This window comes from Acidovorax sp. SDU_ACID1 (assembly GCF_045291395.1).
Classification (GTDB): Bacteria; Pseudomonadota; Gammaproteobacteria; order Burkholderiales; family Burkholderiaceae_C; genus MR-S7.
Map to the genome: position 1 here is coordinate 1,660,536 of NZ_CP152342.1, position 16,741 is coordinate 1,677,276.

Consider the following 16,741-nt stretch of genomic DNA (forward strand, 5'->3'; position numbering starts at 1 on the left):
ATGAAAATCAAAAGCACTATTTGAAATCTTGGAAAATTGTGAGAAACTTGCGGGCATAACCCGTTTACGCCATCGATACACAAGGAGACATTGGCATGTCCGATCCGACCCAAGGCTCGACCACGAAAGACACCGATCAACTGGAAACCCGAGAGTGGATGGAAGCACTATCGGCCGTGATCGACAAGGAAGGGCCCGAGCGCGCGCACTTCCTGCTGGAGCAACTGCTCGAACATGCACGCCAGAACAGCATCGACATGCCGTTCTCGGCCAACACGGGCTACGTGAACACCATCGAGCCGGACCAGGAAGTGCGCTGCCCCGGCAACATCGCCATCGAGAAGCGCCTGCGCGCCTACATGCGCTGGAACGCCATGGCCATGGTGGTGCGCGCCAACCGCCTGAACCCCGCCGACGGCGGCGACCTGGGTGGCCACATCGGCTCCTTCGCCTCGGTGGCCAGCATGTTCGGCGCCGGTTTCAACCATTTCTGGCATGCCGAGAGCGAGAACCACGGCGGTGACCTGCTCTACATCCAGGGCCACAGCGCCCCCGGGATCTATGCCCGCGCCTTCCTCGAAGGGCGCTTGACCGAGGAGCAGCTCGACAACTTCCGCCAGGAAGTGGACGGCAAGGGCCTGTCCAGCTACCCGCACCCCAAGCTGATGCCTGAGTTCTGGCAGTTCCCCACTGTCTCCATGGGCCTGGGCCCGCTGATGGCCATCTACCAGGCACGCTTCCTCAAGTACCTGCATGCGCGCGGCATCGCCAACACCGAGAACCGCAAGGTCTGGGTGTTCTGCGGCGACGGCGAGATGGACGAACCCGAGTCCCTGGGCGCCATCGGCCTGGCGGCGCGCGAGAACCTGGACAACCTGGTCTTCGTCATCAACTGCAACCTGCAGCGCCTGGACGGCCCGGTGCGCGGCAACGGCAAGATCGTTCAGGAGCTCGAGGGCGAGTTCCGCGGCAGCGGCTGGAACGTCATCAAGTTGCTGTGGGGCAACGGCTGGGACGCATTGCTGGCGCGCGACAAGAGCGGCAAGCTCAAGCAGCTGATGATGGAGACGCTCGATGGCGACTACCAGGCCATGAAGGCCAACGACGGCGCCTTCGTGCGCAAGAACTTCTTCGGCAAGTACCCCGAGACGCTCAAGCTCGTCGAGCACATGACCGACGAAGAGGTGTTCGAGCTGCGCCGCGGCGGCCACGAGCCCGCCAAGGTCTACGCCGCCTTCCACGCCGCCAACGCGCACCAGGGTCAGCCCACGGTGCTGCTGGTCAAGACCGTCAAGGGCTACGGCATGGGCAAGGCCGGCGAGGGCAAGAACACGGTGCACCAGACCAAGAAGCTCAGCGACGAGGACATCAAGTACATCCGCGACCGCTTCAACATCCCGATTCCCGACAGCGAGCTGCCCAGCCTGCCGTACTACAAGCCGGCCGACGACACGCCGGAGATGAAGTACCTGCACGAGCGCCGCAAGGCCCTGGGCGGCTACCTGCCCAGCCGCCGCGCGAAGGCCGAAGAGAGCTTCACCGTGCCCTCGCTCGAGACCTTCAAGGCCATCCTCGAACCCACAGCCGAGGGCCGCGAGATCTCGACCACCCAGGCCTACGTGCGCTTCATCACGCAGCTGCTGCGCGACCAGGCCATCGGCCCGCGCGTGGTGCCCATCCTCGTCGACGAGGCGCGCACCTTCGGCATGGAAGGCCTGTTCCGCCAGATCGGCATCTACAACCCCAAGGGCCAGCTCTACACCCCGGTCGACCGCGACCAGGTGATGTACTACAAGGAGGACAAGGCCGGCCAGATCCTGCAGGAAGGCATCAACGAAGCCGGCGGCATGGCCAGCTGGATCGCCGCCGCCACGAGCTACAGCACGAACAACCGGATCATGATCCCGTTCTACGTGTACTACTCGATGTTCGGCTTCCAGCGCATCGGCGACCTGGCCTGGGCGGCCGGCGACATGCAGGCGCGCGGCTTCCTGCTGGGCGGCACGTCGGGGCGCACCACGCTCAACGGCGAAGGCCTGCAGCACGAGGACGGCCACAGCCACATCCTGGCGGGCACCATCCCCAACTGCGTGAGCTACGACCCGACCTTCGCGCACGAAGTCGCGGTGATCATGCACGACGGCCTCAAGCGCATGGTCGAGCGCCAGGAAAACGTCTTCTACTACATCACCCTGCTCAACGAGAACTACGCCATGCCCGGCCTGCAGCCCGGCACGGAGGAGCAGATCATCAAGGGCATGTACCTGTGCAAGCAGGCGCCCGCCCTGGCCCAGGACGCGCCCACGGTGCAACTGCTGGGCAGCGGCACCATCCTGCGCGAGTCGTTCGCCGCGCAAGAGCTGCTGGAGAAGGACTGGGGCGTGGCCGCCGGCATCTGGAGCTGCCCGAGCTTCAACGAACTGGCCCGCGACGGCCAGGCTGTGGAACGCTGGAACCTGCTGCACCCGGCCGATGCGCCGCGCACTTCCTTCGTGGCCGAGCAGCTGGGCAAGACCACGGGCCCGGTGATCGCCTCCACTGACTACATGAAGAACTACGCGGAGCAGATCCGTCCGTTCATCCCGGCCGGCCGCACCTACAAGGTGCTGGGCACCGACGGGTTCGGCCGCAGCGACTTCCGCAGCAAGTTGCGCGAGCACTTCGAGATCAACCGCCACTACATCGTCGTGGCCGCGCTCAAGGCCCTGGCCGAGGAAGGCAAGGTGCCCGCCGCCAAGGTGGCCGAGGCGATCCAGAAGTACGGCATCAATACCGAGAAGACCAACCCGCTCTACGCTTGAACCGGAGACAACAATGGCATTGGTAGATATCAAGGTTCCGGACATCGGCGACTTCGACGAGGTCGGCGTGATCGAACTGCTGGTCAAGGCGGGCGATACCGTGAAGGCCGAACAGTCCCTCATCACCGTGGAGTCCGACAAGGCCTCGATGGAGATCCCCTCCAGCCACGCAGGCGTCATCAAGGAGTTGAAAGTCGCGCTGGGTGCGAAGGTCAGCGAAGGCACGGTGATCGCCGTGCTGGAAACGGCCGACGCCGGCGCCCAGGAGCCCGAACAGGCCCCAGCGCCCGCTGCACAAGCGCCGGCAGCTCCTAAAGCAGAAGCGCCCGCCGCCGCGCCTGCCGCTGCGGCCGGCCCGCTCGAGGTGCGCGTGCCCGACATCGGCGACTTCAAGGACGTGGCCGTCATCGAGCTGCTCGTCAAAGTGGGCGACACGGTGAAGGAGGAACAGTCGCTGTTCACCGTCGAATCCGACAAGGCATCGATGGAAATCCCGTCGCCCGCCGCAGGCGTGGTGAAGGAGCTGAAGATCAAGATCGGCGACAAGATCAACATCGGCGATCTCGTGGCCGTGCTGGAAGGCGCGGCGGGCAGTGCGCCTGCCGCCGCACCCGCACCTGCGGCCGCTGCGCCGGCGCCCGCATCTTCATCGCCCGCACCTGCCGCTGCCGCCGCACCCGCGACTGCCACGGCTGCCGTGCCCGCGCACCAGCCCGGCACGCCCGCGCCGGGCCTGCCGCACGCATCGCCCTCGGTGCGCAAGTTCGCCCGCGAGCTCGGCGTGCCGCTGGAAGAAGTCAAGGGCTCCGGCCCCAAGGGGCGCATTACGCAGGAAGACGTGTCCGCGTTCACCAAGCAGGTGATGGCGGGCGCCGTGCAGACCAAGGCCCAGGCGGCCAAGGCTCCTGCAGGCGGCGGCTCCGGCGTCGGCCTCGACCTGCTGCCCTGGCCCAAGGTGGACTTCGCCAAGTTCGGCCCCATCGAGCGCAAGGAGCTGTCGCGCATCAAGAAGATCAGCGGCGCGAACCTGACGCGCAACGCGATCATGATCCCGGCCGTCACCAACCACGACGATGCCGACATCACCGACCTCGAAGCCTTCCGCGTCTCCACCAACAAGGAGAACGAGAAGAGCGGCGTGAAGGTGACCATGCTCGCCTTCCTGATCAAGGCCAGCGTCGCCGCGCTGAAGAAGTTCCCCGAGTTCAACAGCTCGCTGGACGGCGATGCGCTGGTCTACAAGCAGTACTACCACATCGGCTTCGCGGCCGACACGCCCAACGGCCTCGTCGTGCCCGTCATCAAGGACGCCGACAAGAAGGGTGTGCTGCAGATCAGCCAGGAAATGGGCGAACTTGCCAAGAAGGCGCGCGACGGCAAGCTCGGCCCGGCCGACATGAGCGGCGCCACCTTCACCATCTCCAGCCTGGGCGGCATCGGCGGGCGCTACTTCACGCCCATCATCAATGCGCCCGAAGTCGCCATCCTTGGCGTCTGCAAGAGCCAGACCGAACCCAAGTGGGACGGCAAGGCCTTCCAGCCGCGCCTGATGCTGCCGCTCTCGCTCACCTGGGACCACCGCGTGATCGACGGCGCCGCCGCCGCGCGCTTCAACGCCTATCTGGGCCAGATCCTCGGCGACTTCCGCCGTGTGCTGCTGTGAAAGGACGACTGACATGGCAGTGATCGACATCAAAGTACCCGACATCGGCGACTTCGACGAAGTCGGCGTGATCGAAGTGCTGGTGAAGGCCGGCGACACCATCAGGGCCGAGCAGAGCCTCATCACCGTGGAGTCCGACAAGGCCTCCATGGAAATTCCTTCCAGCCACGCGGGCGTGGTGAAGGAGCTGAAAGTGAAGCTCGGTGACAAGGTCAGCGAAGGCATGGTGGTGCTGACGTTGGAAGCCGCAGGCGCCGCGCCGGCCCCCGCGCCCGCATCCGCGCCTTCGGAGCCCAAACCGGCTCCAGCGCCCGCAGCGCAAGCGCCGGCAGCTCCTGCACCTGTAGCAAGCAGCTTCGGCGGCACGGCTGACCTGGAATGCGACGTGCTCGTTCTCGGCGGCGGCCCCGGCGGCTATTCGGCCGCCTTCCGCGCGGCCGACCTGGGCCTGAAGGTCGTCATCGTCGAGCGCTACGCCACCCTGGGCGGCGTGTGCCTCAACGTCGGCTGCATCCCGTCCAAGGCGCTGCTGCACGTGGCCGCCGTCATCGATGAAGTGGCCCACCTCGACAAGGCGGGCATCAGCTTCGGCGCGCCGCAGGTCAACGTGGACACGCTGCGCGGCCACAAGGAAAAGGTCATCGGCAAGCTGACCGGCGGCCTGGCCGCGATGGCCAAGATGCGCAAGGTGACCACGGTGCGCGGCTTGGGCAGCTTCGTCGGTGCCAACCACCTCGAAGTGGAGGAAACCACGGGCGCCACCGGGCAGGAAAAGACCGGGAGCAAGAAGGTCATCGCCTTCCAGCGCGCCATCATCGCGGCGGGTTCGCAGGCCGTGCGCCTGCCGTTCATGCCCGACGATCCGCGCGTGGTCGACTCCACCGGCGCCCTGGCGCTGGCGGGCGTGCCCAAGCGCATGCTGATCCTGGGCGGCGGCATCATCGGCCTGGAAATGGGCACCGTCTATTCCACGCTGGGCGCGCGCCTGGACGTGGTGGAAATGATGGATGGCCTGATGCAGGGCGCCGACCGCGACCTGGTGAAGGTCTGGCAGAAGATGAACGCCCACCGCTTCGACAACATCATGTTGAAGACTAAGACCGTAGGCGCCGAGGCCACGCCCGAGGGCATCAAGGTCAGCTTCGCCCCGGCGGAAGAGGGCGGCACCGCCCCCGAGCCGCAGGTGTACGACCTCGTGCTGCAAGCCGTGGGCCGCACGCCCAACGGCAAGAAGATCGGCGCGGAAAAGGCGGGAGTGGCCGTCACCGATCGCGGCTTCATCGACGTCGACATCCAGATGCGCACCAACGTGCCGCACATCTTCGCCATCGGCGACATCGTGGGACAGCCCATGCTGGCGCACAAGGCGGTGCACGAGGCGCACGTGGCGGCGGAAGTCATCGCCGGCGAACTCAAGGGCGACAAGGCGCTGGCATCCGCCGCGTTCAACGCCCGCGTGATCCCGAGCGTGGCCTACACCGACCCCGAAGTCGCCTGGGTGGGTCTGACCGAAGACCAGGCCAAGGCCCAGGGCATCAAGGTCAAGAAGGGCCTGTTCCCCTGGACGGCTTCCGGCCGCGCCATCGCCAACGGCCGCGACGAGGGCTACACCAAGCTGCTGTTCGACGATTCCCCCGAGGCCCATGGCCACGGCAAGATCCTCGGCGGCGGCATCGTGGGTACGCATGCGGGCGACATGATCGGCGAGGTGGCCCTGGCCATCGAGATGGGCGCGGACGCGGTGGACATCGGCAAGACCATCCACCCGCACCCGACACTGGGCGAGAGCATCGGCATGGCCGCCGAGATCGCGCACGGTTCCTGCACGGACGTGCCGCCGCAACGCAAGTAGCTGCTGCAGACGCCGCAGTGGGCCGCGCATGCTCCGCAAGGGCTGCGCGGCTTTTTTGTCCGGGACGCCGCCATGAACCAGGAAACGACGAGATCATGCTTCAAGGCAAAGCTGCTTCGCCCGGCCAAGGCGGCCAAGGGGGATGCATGGGCGTTCGTGGTCCTGCCCAGGTCCGCGAGCGAGAAGCTGCCCAGGCGTGGGAGAACGACCGTGGAAGGCACACTCGGCGGCCACCCTTTCCAGGCCACCCTGGAGCCGGACGGCCAGCGCAGCCACTGGCTGAAGGTGAGCCCATCGCTGCTGGCGGCTTGCGGTGCGGCGGCGGGCGACATGGTCGAGCTGGAGATATCCGCCGTGGCCGGGGAGCCGGAGCCGGAACTGCCGCCCGATTTCCGGCAGGCTCTGGCCGGCTCGCCGCAGGCCAGCGTGGTGTGGGACGCGACCACGACGCTGGCCCGGATCGACTGGATCCACTGGATCGAGTCCGCGAAGCAGGCCAAGACGCGCAAGAGCCGCATTGCGGATGCGTGCGACATGCTGGCCTCGGGAAAGAAGCGGGTCTGCTGCTTCGACCCCTCGGGCTTCTACAGCAAGAGCCTGAGCGCTCCGCAGGCGGTGGATTAGGTGCCGCATGGTGGCTATAGAATTAATAGCTGCTAGCGCTTGAAGGATAAGCGCTGGAAGCCATTTCTTTCAATAAACCCGGTGCCCGTTGCACGGGCGCAAGCAAGGAGACCCCCATGTTCAAGAAGATCGGCCTGGCCCTGGCCGCATGCACGCTCTCGGGCGCCGCGCTGGCGGCATGGCCCGAGCGGCCCATCACCCTCGTCGTGCCGTTCCCGCCCGGGCAGGCCACGGACATCTTCGCCCGCGCGCTGGCTGAGCGGCTCGGCACGCGTCTGGGCCAGGCCGTCGTGGTGGACAACAAGGCGGGCGCGGGCAGCAACATCGGCTCCGAGCAGGTGGTGCGCGCCAAGCCCGACGGCTACACGCTGCTGGTGGCCGGCAGCGCCATGGCGGTGAACCAGACGCTCTACCGCAAGGTGAACTTCGACCCGCGCAAGGACCTGCAGGGCATCACGCTCATCGCCAAGGTGCCGCTGGTGTTCCTGGCGCACCCGGGCAGCGGCATGAAGTCCATGCAGGACCTGGTGAACAAGGCGCGCGCCGAGCCCGGCAAGCTGAGCTACGCCAGCGCCGGCATCGGCGGCACGCAGCACCTGAGCGCCGAGATGGTCAAGGCCCGCGCGAAGATCGAGATCGAGCACATCCCCTACAAGGGCAGCGGCCCGGCGCAGGCCGACTTCCTGGGCGGGCAGGTGCCGCTGATGGTGGACTCCGTCACGGCGGGGCTGGCCAACATCCAGTCCGGCAAGGCCGTGGCGCTGGGCGTGACCTCGCGCACGCGCTCGTCCAAGCTGCCCGACGTGCCTACCATCGACGAATCGGGCCTGCCCGAGTTCAAGGGCTTCGAGGCCGTGGGCTGGCTGGGCCTGATGGCGCCCAAGGGCACGCCGCAGGCGATCGTGGACACGCTGAACCGCGAGACGGTGGACATCCTGCGCAGCGCGGAGATGCAGAAGTTCATCCGCGACCGCGGCTCCGAGCCCACGCCCACCACGCCGCAGGAGATGGACCAGTTCGTCGCCAGCGAGATCGTGGAATGGGGCGAGGCGGTGAAGCAGTCCGGCGCAACGGTGGACTGATCTGCTATCTATTAGATAGCTTCCTGCGCTTCGTGGATAAGCGCTGCGGGGCGATTTGGCTTGAAACCGTCAAGCCGCGACGGTCCGCACCGCGTAGCCCTTGCCGCTGGCGATCACCTCCAGCAGCCGGTCGATGTTGGGGTGGTTGCCGGGGTGCTGGCGCGCGTCCTCGGTGTGCTCTGCGAACAGCTCCAGGCCTTCGCGCGCCGCATCGGGGGTGATGCCGCCGTGCTTGGCTGCCAGGGCGGCGTAGACGGTGAGCGAGCCGGTCTTGCCCGGCTGGTTGGGGATGGTGGCCACCACCTGGCCCGCACCGTCCAGCAGTTCGAGCGCGGACAGGTGGGCGATGGAGGGCAGCTGGCGCAGGTTGTCGGCGAATGCCATGGGAGGATTCCTTGGGTGAAGAGGCGAAAGCCTCGTACCCTAACTCAAAAAAGATAGCTGCCCGCGCTGGCAGAATAAGCGCCCCACCATGCAAGCCCTGCTCGACGCCATCGCCGCCATGCCTCTGCCCGAGGACGCCTGCCGCATCTTCCACGGCCGCGGCGGGCTGCACGCGGGCTGCGAGCAGTGGGCGCTGGACGCCTATCCGCCGGTTTTCGTGCTCACGAGCTTCGCCCCCGTGGACGAGGGGCAACTGGCCGCCGTCGGCGATGCGCTGCAGGCGCGCTGGGCGCAGCTGGCGCCGCGCGAGCCTCTCTCCTGGGTGTTCCAGCACCGCGGCGAGGCCCTGCGCAGCGAGGGCTGCAGCCCTAACTTGCCGATGACGCGGCTGATGGCCGGCAGCGTGCCCGATCCGCACATGGTGACGGAGCAGGGCGCGCGCTTTCGCGTGCACGTGCTGCGCGGGCAGAACCACGGCTTGTTCCTCGACATGGCCGAGGGACGGCGCTGGGTGCGCGCCCACGTGGCCGCCCGGCCCGGCGCCAGGGTGCTCAACCTGTTCGCCTACACCTGCGCCTTCTCGGTCGCGGCGCTGCAGGGCGGGGCGGCGCAGGTGGTGAACGTGGACATGGCCCGGGGCGCTTTAAGCACGGGCCAGCAGAACCATCAGCTCAACGGGCTGGGCGCGCGCGCCAGCTTCTTGGCGCACGACGTGTTCAGCTCGTGGGGCAAGATCACGCGCGGCGGGCCGTACGACCTGGTGATCGCCGACCCGCCCAGCTACCAGAGGGGCAGCTTCGTCGCCACCAAGGACTATGCGCGGCTGGTGCGCCGCCTGCCCGCGCTGCTGGCGCCGGGCGGCCACGCGCTGCTGTGCCTGAATGCGCCCGAGCTGGGCGTGGACTTCCTGCGGGAGTAGGTGCGCGAACTGGCGCCGGGCCTGATATTCGTGGAGCGGGTGGGCAACCCGCCGGCTTTCGCCGACGTGGACCCGGGCCGCGCGCTCAAGGTGCTGGTCTTCCGGCAGGACAGTGCGCCATGCGGCTGAACCTCTATTCCCTGCAGCTTTTCGTGGCCGTGGTCGAGGAGGGCACCATCGCCGCCGCGGCCGAGCGCGAGCACATCGCCACCTCGGCGCTGAGCAAGCGCATCTCCGAGCTGGAGCGCCTGATCGGCACGCCGCTGCTGATCCGCCAGTCGCGCGGCGTGGTGCCCAGCGAGGCGGGGCGCACGCTGGCGCGCGGCGCCCGCACGCTGCTGCATGGCGCGGAGGACCTGGCCGCCGAGGTGCGCGACTTCGCCAGCGGCGTGACCGGCCATGTGCGCGTGGCGGCCAACCTGTCGTCCATCACCCAGTTCCTGGCACACGACATCGCGCGCTTCCTGGCGCTGCATCCGCGCGTGAAGGTGGAGCTGGAGGAGCGCATCAGCAGCACGGTCACGCGCATGGTGCTGGACAACGCGGCCGACATCGGCGTGTTCGCCGAGTCGGACGACGCGCGGCAGCTCCAGGTGCACCCCTACCGGCAGGACCGCATGGCGCTGGTGGTGCCGCGCGGCCACCCGCTGGCCGGGCGCGGGGCGGTGGACTTCGCCGCCACGCTGCAGTACGAACACGTGGCCATGCACCGCGGCTCTGCCGCCAACAACATGCTGGCGCGCGCCGCCGCGCAGGGTGAGCAGGGCTTCAGCCCGCGCTTCCACGTCACCTCCTACGACGCCATGATCGCCATGGTGAGCGCCGGCCTGGGCGTGTGCGTGGCGCCGGTGGCTGCCGTGCGCCGCTACGTGCAGGAGGGCATCGCGCTGGTGGACCTGAACGACGCCTGGGCGCGCCGCCAGCTGCTGCTGGGCGTGCGCCCGGACGACCAGCTCGGCGCCGCGGCGCGGCTGCTGCTGGAGCACCTGCGCGGCCCGCTGGCGTGACGTGACGCATCGCTGAACGAGATGCCGCCGTGCGGATTTGCGACGCCATGGCTGGCGCCCCGGCTGCACCATGGGCTGCGACAAGACCGAAGGAGACATCCCCCCATGACGTGCATCACCCGACGGCAGGCGCTGGCGGCCGCCCTGGCCGCAGGCCTGGCGCCGCACCTGCAGGCGCAGACCGCGGCCGCGTGGCCCGCGCGGGCCATCCGGCTCATCGTTCCGTTTCCGCCCGGCGGCGGCACGGACTTCCTCTCGCGCGTGGTGGCCACCAAGCTGGCCGAGTCCACGGGCTGGACCGTGGTGCCGGACAACAAGGCCGGTGCAGGCGGCACCATCGGCATCGGCGAGGCGGCCAAGGCCGAGCACAGCGGGCATACCCTGGTCATGGGGCAGCTCGACAACCTCGTGATCGCGCCGCTGTTCTACAAGAGCCTGCCCTACGACGCGCAGCGCGACCTGTCGCCCGTGGCGCTGGTGGGCGACTCGCCGCTGGTCTACGTGGTGCCCACGGCCTCGCCTTACAAAAGCCTGGCCGACCTGATCGCGGCGGCGCGCAAGGCGCCCGACACCGTCACCTACGCATCGCCCGGCGCGGGCACCATCACCCACCTGTCGGTGGAGTTGCTCGCGCACCAGGCGGGCATCCGGCTGCGCCACGTGCCCTACAAGGGCTCGGGCCCCGCGCTCGCGGACACGCTGGGCGGCCAGGTGCAGATGCTGGCCGCGTCCATCCCTTCCGTGCTCACGCAGCTCAAGGCGGGCAAGCTGCGCGCCCTAGCCGTCACCTCGGCCGGGCGCAATCCCGTGCTGCCCGACGTGCCCACCGTGGCCGAGCAGGGCCTGCCGCAGTTCGACGTGACGACCTGGTACGGCCTGTTCGCCCCCAAGGGCGTGCCCGGCGGCGTGGTGCAGCGGGTGAACGCCGAGGTCAACCGCCTGCTGCAGACCGACGAGGTGCGCGGCGCCATCAGCGCCCAGGGCGGCGAGCCGCGCCCGCTCACGCCCGAGCAGCTGGGCGAGCGCCTGGCGCAGGACGCGAAGAAGTGGCGCGCGGCGATCGCGGCCACCGGGCTCACGCTGGAGCTGGGCTGACGTAGCCCAGCTCTTGCAGCACCTCCCGGCTGTGCATCCCCAGGTCGGGTGCCGGCCGGCGCACCGCGCACGGCTGCCGGGCGAACTTGACGGGAAAGCCGGTCATGCGCACGCTGCCGTGGCCCGGATGCTCCACGTCCAGCACCATCTGCTGGTGGGCCACCTGCGGGTCGGCGAACACCTCGGCCAGGTCCTGCACCAGGCCGCAGGGCACGCCGGCGGCGTTGAGCACCTCCACCCAGTGCGCCTTGCCGCGCCGCACCGTCACCTGGTTGATCAGCGCGTTGATCTGCGGGCGGTGGCGCACGCGCAGCGCATTGGTGGCGAAGCGCGGGTCCTCCAGCAGCGCCTGCAGGCCCAGCGCGTGCATGAGCTTGCGGTACACCGCATCGTTGGACGGTGCCACGGCGATCTCGCCATCCGCCGCGGCGAACAGGCCGTAGGGCGCGACCAGCGAATGGTCGTTGCCCGTCACGGGCGGCAGCCGGCCGCTGGCCAAGAAGTTGGCGCTGGAGAACGCGCCGTAGCTCACCAGCCCGTCCAGCAGCGCGGCTCCCACGCGCTCGCCCTGGCCAGTGCGCGCGCGGCGCACCAGCGCGGCCACCGTGCCCAGCGCCGCGTAGTTGCCGGCCACGAGGTCGCTGATCGGGACCGCCGTGCGCATGGGGCCGGACTGCGCATCGCCGTTGAGGCTCATGAAGCCGCTCATGGCCTGCGCGATGAAGTCGAACGCGGGCCGCTGGGCGTAGGGCCCGTCGGCGCCGAAGCCGGTGATGCTGGTGTGGATGACGCCGGGCGAGAGCGCCTGCAGCTGCTCCCAGCCCAGGCCCATGGCCTCCATCACGCCGGGGCGGAAGTTGTCCACCACCACGTCCGCGTGGCGGATCAGGTGGCGCAGCGCGTCCAGTCCCTCGGGGCTGCGCAGGTCCAGCACCACGGAGCGCTTGTTGCGGTTGAACGCCGCGAAATACCAGCTCATGCCGTCGACGACCTCGCCCTGGGCGCGCACGGGGTCGCCGTCGGGTGTCTCCACCTTGATCACGTCCGCGCCGAGATCGGCCAGCAGCATGGTGCAGAACGGCCCGGAGATGATGCGGGTCAGGTCGATGATGCGGATGCCTTCGAGTTGCATGGCGCCGACTATCCCGCAAACGCCACCCCCGGCGCGTCGCGTTTGCGCGCGTGCGCGTCGCGAAGCGCGATGGCGGCGCGAAGAATGGAGAGCGGGGGCCCGCGTGCCGCGTCCTATGCTGCAGGCATGACGGCGCGCACCTATCCTCCCCGGGTCTCCATCACCGAAGTCGGCCTGCGCGACGGGCTGCAGATGGAGAGCGAATTCATCCCCACCGCCACCAAGCTGCGGCTGCTGGAGGCGCTGATGGACGCGGGCGTGCGCCATTTCGAGGCCACCTCCTTCGTCTCGCCGCGCGCCGTGCCGCAGCTGCGCGACGCGGCCGAGCTGCTGGCCGCCGTGCGCCGGCGCCCCGGCGTGGTGCTGGCCGTGCTCGCGCCCAACCGGCGCGGCGTGGAGCGCGCGCTGGACGCGGGTGCGGACGAAGCCGTGGTGTTCGTCTCGGCCTCCGAGAGCCACAACCAGAAGAACCTGAACCGCAGCGTGGAGCGCTCGCTGCAGGACATCCGCGAGATCGCTGCCGCCACGCTGGGGGCGCCCATCCGGCTCAAGGGGGCGATTGCCTGCGCCTTCGGCTGCCCGTTCGAGGGCGACGTGCCCGTGCAGCAGGTGCTGGCCATCGCCCGCACCTTCGCCGACCTGGGCTTCGCCGGCCTGACGCTGGGCGACACCACCGGCATGGCTACGCCGCCGCTCGTGGCATGCACGGTGCAGGCGCTGCGCGAGCATCTGCCGCACCTGCCCATCGCGCTGCACTTCCACAACACGCGCGGGCTCGGCCTGGCCAACGTGATGGAGGGGCTGGCGCACGGCGTGGAGCACTACGAATCGTCGCTGGGCGGCATCGGCGGCTGCCCGTTCGCGCCGGGCGCCACCGGCAACATCTGCACCGAGGACACGGTGCACCTGATGCACGAGCTGGGCATAGACACCGGCATCGACCTGGAGCGCCTGGTCGCGGTGGCGCACGACCTGCAGCGCGTGCTGGGGCGCGACCTGCCGGGGCAGGTCATGCGCGCCGGCCCGCGCCTGCGCCTGCATGCGCTGGACGAGCAGCACGCGGCACAGGGTTAGGATTTCAGGCCAAAAGCCCTTCAGCGCTTGCCCAGCAAGCGCAAGGCGCTATCTATTGGATAGCGCCAGCACCGCTTCCCACTCGTGCGGCTCCACCGGCGTGATGGACAGCCGGTTGCCCCGCTGCAGCACGCGCATGTCCGCCAGCGCGGGGGTGGCACGCAGCTCCGGCAGGCCGATCAGGCGCGTCTTGCGCAGGGCCTGCACGTCCAGCAGCAGCCAGCGCGGCTGGCCAGGGGAGGACTTGGGGTCGTGGTAGGGCGAGCCGGGGTCGAACTGCGTCGGGTCCGGCCGCGTGCCGGAGGCCACGCGCGCGATGCCGGCGATGCCGGGCTCGGGGCAGCTCGAATGGTAGAAAAGCACGCCGTCGCCCACCTGCATCGCGTCGCGCATGAAGTTGCGCGCCTGGTAGTTGCGCACGCCGGTCCAGGGCACGGTGGCGCCGGGCGCGGCCAGGGCATCGTCGATGGAGCATTCGTCGGGCTCGGACTTCATGAGCCAGTAGCGCGGTGCATGGGGAGCAGGAGCGGTCATGGCCGCATTCTGGCAAAACGCTGCGCAGGCGTCAGGCCGCCTGGGGCGGCGGCAGCGGCAGCTGTGCCTGCTGCACCACGCGCACGCAGTCGCGCAGGTGCTGCTCGCCCAGGTAGCGCAGCGTGGCGTAGCCCAGCGCGGCGGCCGCGGCCTGGCCTGCCAGGGGCACGAATTTGGCGGCCTGCCGGGCCGACAGGCGCAGGCCCACGGCCTGCGTGGCGCGCAGCACCAGCTCGCGCGTGACGAACTTGCCGATGAGCACCGAGCCCACCATGGCCACCGCCTTCTGCACCTGCTCGCGCTTTTCGGGTGCGAGCAGATCGAGCTGCGCCGGGGTGAGGCCGAATTCGGCATTCACCAGCGGGATCAGCCGCGAGAGCAGGGCGGCATCCACCGCCCAGTCCAGCCCCGGCACGGGCACCACGCCCGCGGCGGCGGCCACCAGCGCGCGCCGGTGCAGCAGCCGGCGGCTGCGCTGCACCGCGGCCAGCAGCGCCGGGTCGTCGCCGGCCAGGGCGTGGGCGCTGGGAGTGCGGCGCAGGGCCATGGCGTGACGGATCAGCGGGTCAGGACTTGCGGCGCACCAGGTCGTACAGCACCAGGAGCACGATGGCGCCGATCACCGAGGCGATCCAGCCCGCGGCTTCCCCCTGCGCGTACCAGTTCATGGCGATGCCGATGTAGGTGGCGATGAACGAGCCGGCAATGCCCAGCAGGGTGGTCATGAACCAGCCGAGCTTGTCGTCGCCGGGCTTGAGGGCGCGGGCCAGCAGGCCCACGATGAAGCCGACCAGTACGGTGCCGAGAAAAGTCATCATGATGGAAAACGCCTTCGCAGTTGTGAGGATTGGAGAGTCGCCACACTCTAAGGCCGCGCGCAGGCATGCGCGTGTCGGACAAGGGGGCGCGGCCCTTGCCAACTGTCAACGATCTTCAATGGAGGGGGCGGGAGCGGACGCTCAGGGCTGGCGCGTCGCGGCGGCCAGGGTCTCGTCGGCTTCGTCCAGCGCAACGCGGCGCGCGCCGTTGAAGCGGCGCTGCCAGTAGGAAGTGCGCATGTCCTCCACGCGCACCTGCGCGCCCGAGCGGGGGGCGTGGATGAACTTGCCGTCGCCCAGGTAGATGCCTACGTGGCTGAAGGCGCGGCGCATGGTGTTGAAGAACACCAGGTCGCCGGGCTGCAGGTCCTTCTTCTCGATGGTCTCGGTGGCGGCGGCCTGCTCGTTGGCCCGGCGTGGCAGCACCAGGCCCTTGGCCTGCTCGTAGATGGTGCGTACGAGGCCGCTGCAGTCGAAGCCCGTCTCGGCGCTGTTGCCGCCCCGGCGGTAGGGCACACCGATGAAGCCCATGGCGGTGGTGACCAGCTCGGAGGTGCGGTCCGCCACGTCGTGGCGCACTTCCTGCAGGTGGGCGATCAGGTTGCGTTCCGTGCGCGCACCGTCCATCTCATCGGCGGGAGCGGCGTAAGCATTTGCGCAAAGGAGTAACAGGAGGCACAACCAACGGGACATGGGGCGCGAGGGTAACACGGGTCGGGGCTTTTTCTCACCCCCAAAATGTTGCAAGCCTTTGATTTTGGCCGATTTCATGGGGCCGCCGAGGCCGATAGGCAGCCTCTTGCGGCCCGGGGCGGCCGGGTGCCGCCCGGCGTCAGCCCTTCTTCTGCAGCATCTTGATGACGCTGGAGAAGTCTTCGCCCCCGTGGCCCGCGATGCTGTGCGCGGCGTAGATCGCACGCGCCATGCCGCCCAGCGGGGTGCTGGCCTTCACGGTCATCGCGTTCTCCTGCGCCAGGCCCAGGTCCTTGAGCATCAGGTCGGTGCCGAAGCCGCCGGTGTAGCCGCGCGTGGCGGCGCTGGCCTCCTGCACGCCGGGGTAGGGGTTGTAGACCTCCAGCGCCCAGTTGCCGCCGGAGCTGCGGCGCATGATTTCCGAGAGCACCTTGGGGTCGAGCCCGTTGGCCACGCCCAGGGCGATGGCCTCGCTGGTGCCGATCATCAGGATGCCCAGCAGCATGTTGTTGCAGATCTTGGCGGTCTGGCCCGCGCCCACGCCGCCGGCGTGGAAGATGTTCTTGCCCATCTTTTCCAGCAGGGGTCGGGCGCGCTCCAGGGCCGCGTCGCTGCCGCCGACCATGAAGGTGAGCGTGCCGGCGATGGCGCCGCCGGTGCCGCCGGAGACCGGCGCGTCGATGAAGTCGATGCCCGCCGCCTCGGCCGCCTTGGCGACCTTCTGGCTGGCGGCCGCGGCGATCGTGGAGCTGTCGATCACCAGCGTGCCCTTGGCGATGCTGGCCAGCAGGTTGCCGCTGCCGAGGAACAGCCCCTCCACATGCTGGCTCGCGGGCAGCATGGTGACGACCGCCTCGGCGCCCTGCACGGCCTCCTGCGCGCTGGCCGCCGCCTGGCCGCCTTCGGCCTGGACCTTTGCCAGGGCGTCCTGGCTCAGGTCGAAGGCCTTGACGCTGTGGCCGGCCTTGATGAGGTTGATGGCCATGGGGCCGCCCATATTGCCGAGGCCGATGAATGCGATCTGCATGGTGTGTCTCCTGGTGGTGTGAAAACTATGGTTTTG

15 protein-coding genes and 1 pseudogene are annotated in these 16,741 nt (G+C 69.0%); 9 read left to right on the forward strand and 7 right to left on the reverse strand.

All coding sequences use genetic code 11. From position 1 onward, the window contains the following. Positions 1–95: 95 nt before the first annotated feature. The 5 genes from aceE to AAG689_RS08210 all read left to right on the forward strand — a co-directional run bounded on the left by aceE (position 96) and on the right by AAG689_RS08210 (position 8,022). On the forward strand, positions 96–2,801 hold the full coding sequence (gene aceE / locus AAG689_RS08190; protein WP_406625527.1) for a pyruvate dehydrogenase (acetyl-transferring), homodimeric type: 2,706 nt from the start codon (positions 96–98) through the stop codon (positions 2,799–2,801). 13 nt (positions 2,802–2,814) lie between these two features. Beyond that, positions 2,815–4,464: a dihydrolipoyllysine-residue acetyltransferase gene (gene aceF, locus AAG689_RS08195; protein WP_406625529.1), complete on the forward strand. Its 1,650-nt coding sequence runs from the start codon at positions 2,815–2,817 to the stop codon at positions 4,462–4,464. Between the two features lie 13 nt (positions 4,465–4,477). After that, the gene (gene lpdA, locus AAG689_RS08200; protein ID WP_406625530.1) at positions 4,478–6,316 is read left to right on the forward strand and encodes a dihydrolipoyl dehydrogenase; all 1,839 of its coding nucleotides are present in this window, start codon (positions 4,478–4,480) and stop codon (positions 6,314–6,316) included. Between the two features lie 72 nt (positions 6,317–6,388). After that, positions 6,389–6,940, forward strand: a complete 552-nt coding sequence (locus AAG689_RS08205; protein WP_406625531.1) for a YdeI/OmpD-associated family protein — start codon at positions 6,389–6,391, stop codon at positions 6,938–6,940. Between the two features lie 116 nt (positions 6,941–7,056). Beyond that, positions 7,057–8,022: a tripartite tricarboxylate transporter substrate binding protein gene (locus tag AAG689_RS08210; protein WP_406625533.1), complete on the forward strand. Its 966-nt coding sequence runs from the start codon at positions 7,057–7,059 to the stop codon at positions 8,020–8,022. A gap of 69 nt (positions 8,023–8,091) precedes the next feature. On the opposite strand, the gene AAG689_RS08215 is transcribed toward AAG689_RS08210, so the two are convergent. After that, positions 8,092–8,406, reverse strand: coding sequence for a DUF2322 family protein (locus tag AAG689_RS08215; protein WP_406625535.1), 315 nt, complete (start codon positions 8,404–8,406; stop codon positions 8,092–8,094). 88 nt (positions 8,407–8,494) lie between these two features. On the opposite strand from AAG689_RS08215, the pseudogene AAG689_RS08220 reads away from it, so the two are divergent. From AAG689_RS08220 to AAG689_RS08230, 3 genes and pseudogenes are all read left to right on the forward strand, one after another. Continuing rightward, a pseudogene (locus tag AAG689_RS08220) lies at positions 8,495–9,454 on the forward strand (class I SAM-dependent methyltransferase). Further along, positions 9,445–10,332 carry a LysR family transcriptional regulator gene (locus AAG689_RS08225; RefSeq protein ID WP_406625536.1) on the forward strand — a complete coding sequence of 296 codons (888 nt, stop codon included), beginning with the start codon at positions 9,445–9,447 and terminating at the stop codon, positions 10,330–10,332. The pseudogene AAG689_RS08220 and the gene AAG689_RS08225 overlap by 10 nt, the downstream one beginning before the upstream one ends. A 105-nt stretch (positions 10,333–10,437) precedes the next feature. After that, on the forward strand, positions 10,438–11,427 hold the full coding sequence (locus AAG689_RS08230; RefSeq protein WP_406625538.1) for a Bug family tripartite tricarboxylate transporter substrate binding protein: 990 nt from the start codon (positions 10,438–10,440) through the stop codon (positions 11,425–11,427). Here the strand turns inward: AAG689_RS08230 and AAG689_RS08235 are convergent. Then, positions 11,408–12,559, reverse strand: a complete 1,152-nt coding sequence (locus tag AAG689_RS08235) for a CaiB/BaiF CoA transferase family protein (protein ID WP_406625539.1) — start codon at positions 12,557–12,559, stop codon at positions 11,408–11,410. The two genes, AAG689_RS08230 and AAG689_RS08235, sit on opposite strands and share 20 nt — an antisense overlap. Positions 12,560–12,685: 126 nt before the next feature. Between AAG689_RS08235 and AAG689_RS08240 the strand changes: the two genes are divergently transcribed. Further along, the gene (locus AAG689_RS08240) at positions 12,686–13,633 is read left to right on the forward strand and encodes a hydroxymethylglutaryl-CoA lyase (RefSeq protein WP_406625540.1); all 948 of its coding nucleotides are present in this window, start codon (positions 12,686–12,688) and stop codon (positions 13,631–13,633) included. A 48-nt stretch (positions 13,634–13,681) separates the two neighbouring features. On the opposite strand, the gene AAG689_RS08245 is transcribed toward AAG689_RS08240, so the two are convergent. The 5 genes from AAG689_RS08245 to mmsB form a co-directional block, all read right to left on the reverse strand. Then, a complete protein-coding gene (locus AAG689_RS08245; protein ID WP_406625541.1) occupies positions 13,682–14,167 on the reverse strand; it encodes an EVE domain-containing protein in 486 nt (161 codons plus the stop codon). A gap of 31 nt (positions 14,168–14,198) precedes the next feature. Then, positions 14,199–14,714: a hypothetical protein gene (locus AAG689_RS08250; RefSeq protein ID WP_020229654.1), complete on the reverse strand. Its 516-nt coding sequence runs from the start codon at positions 14,712–14,714 to the stop codon at positions 14,199–14,201. Between the two features lie 19 nt (positions 14,715–14,733). Continuing rightward, complete coding sequence (locus AAG689_RS08255) at positions 14,734–14,985, reverse strand: GlsB/YeaQ/YmgE family stress response membrane protein (protein ID WP_020229653.1); 252 nt, start codon at positions 14,983–14,985, stop codon at positions 14,734–14,736. 141 nt (positions 14,986–15,126) lie between these two features. After that, positions 15,127–15,678: a C40 family peptidase gene (locus AAG689_RS08260; protein WP_034691228.1), complete on the reverse strand. Its 552-nt coding sequence runs from the start codon at positions 15,676–15,678 to the stop codon at positions 15,127–15,129. Positions 15,679–15,817: 139 nt separating this feature from the next. Continuing rightward, the gene (gene mmsB, locus AAG689_RS08265) at positions 15,818–16,705 is read right to left on the reverse strand and encodes a 3-hydroxyisobutyrate dehydrogenase (protein ID WP_406625542.1); all 888 of its coding nucleotides are present in this window, start codon (positions 16,703–16,705) and stop codon (positions 15,818–15,820) included. Positions 16,706–16,741 lie beyond the last annotated feature (36 nt).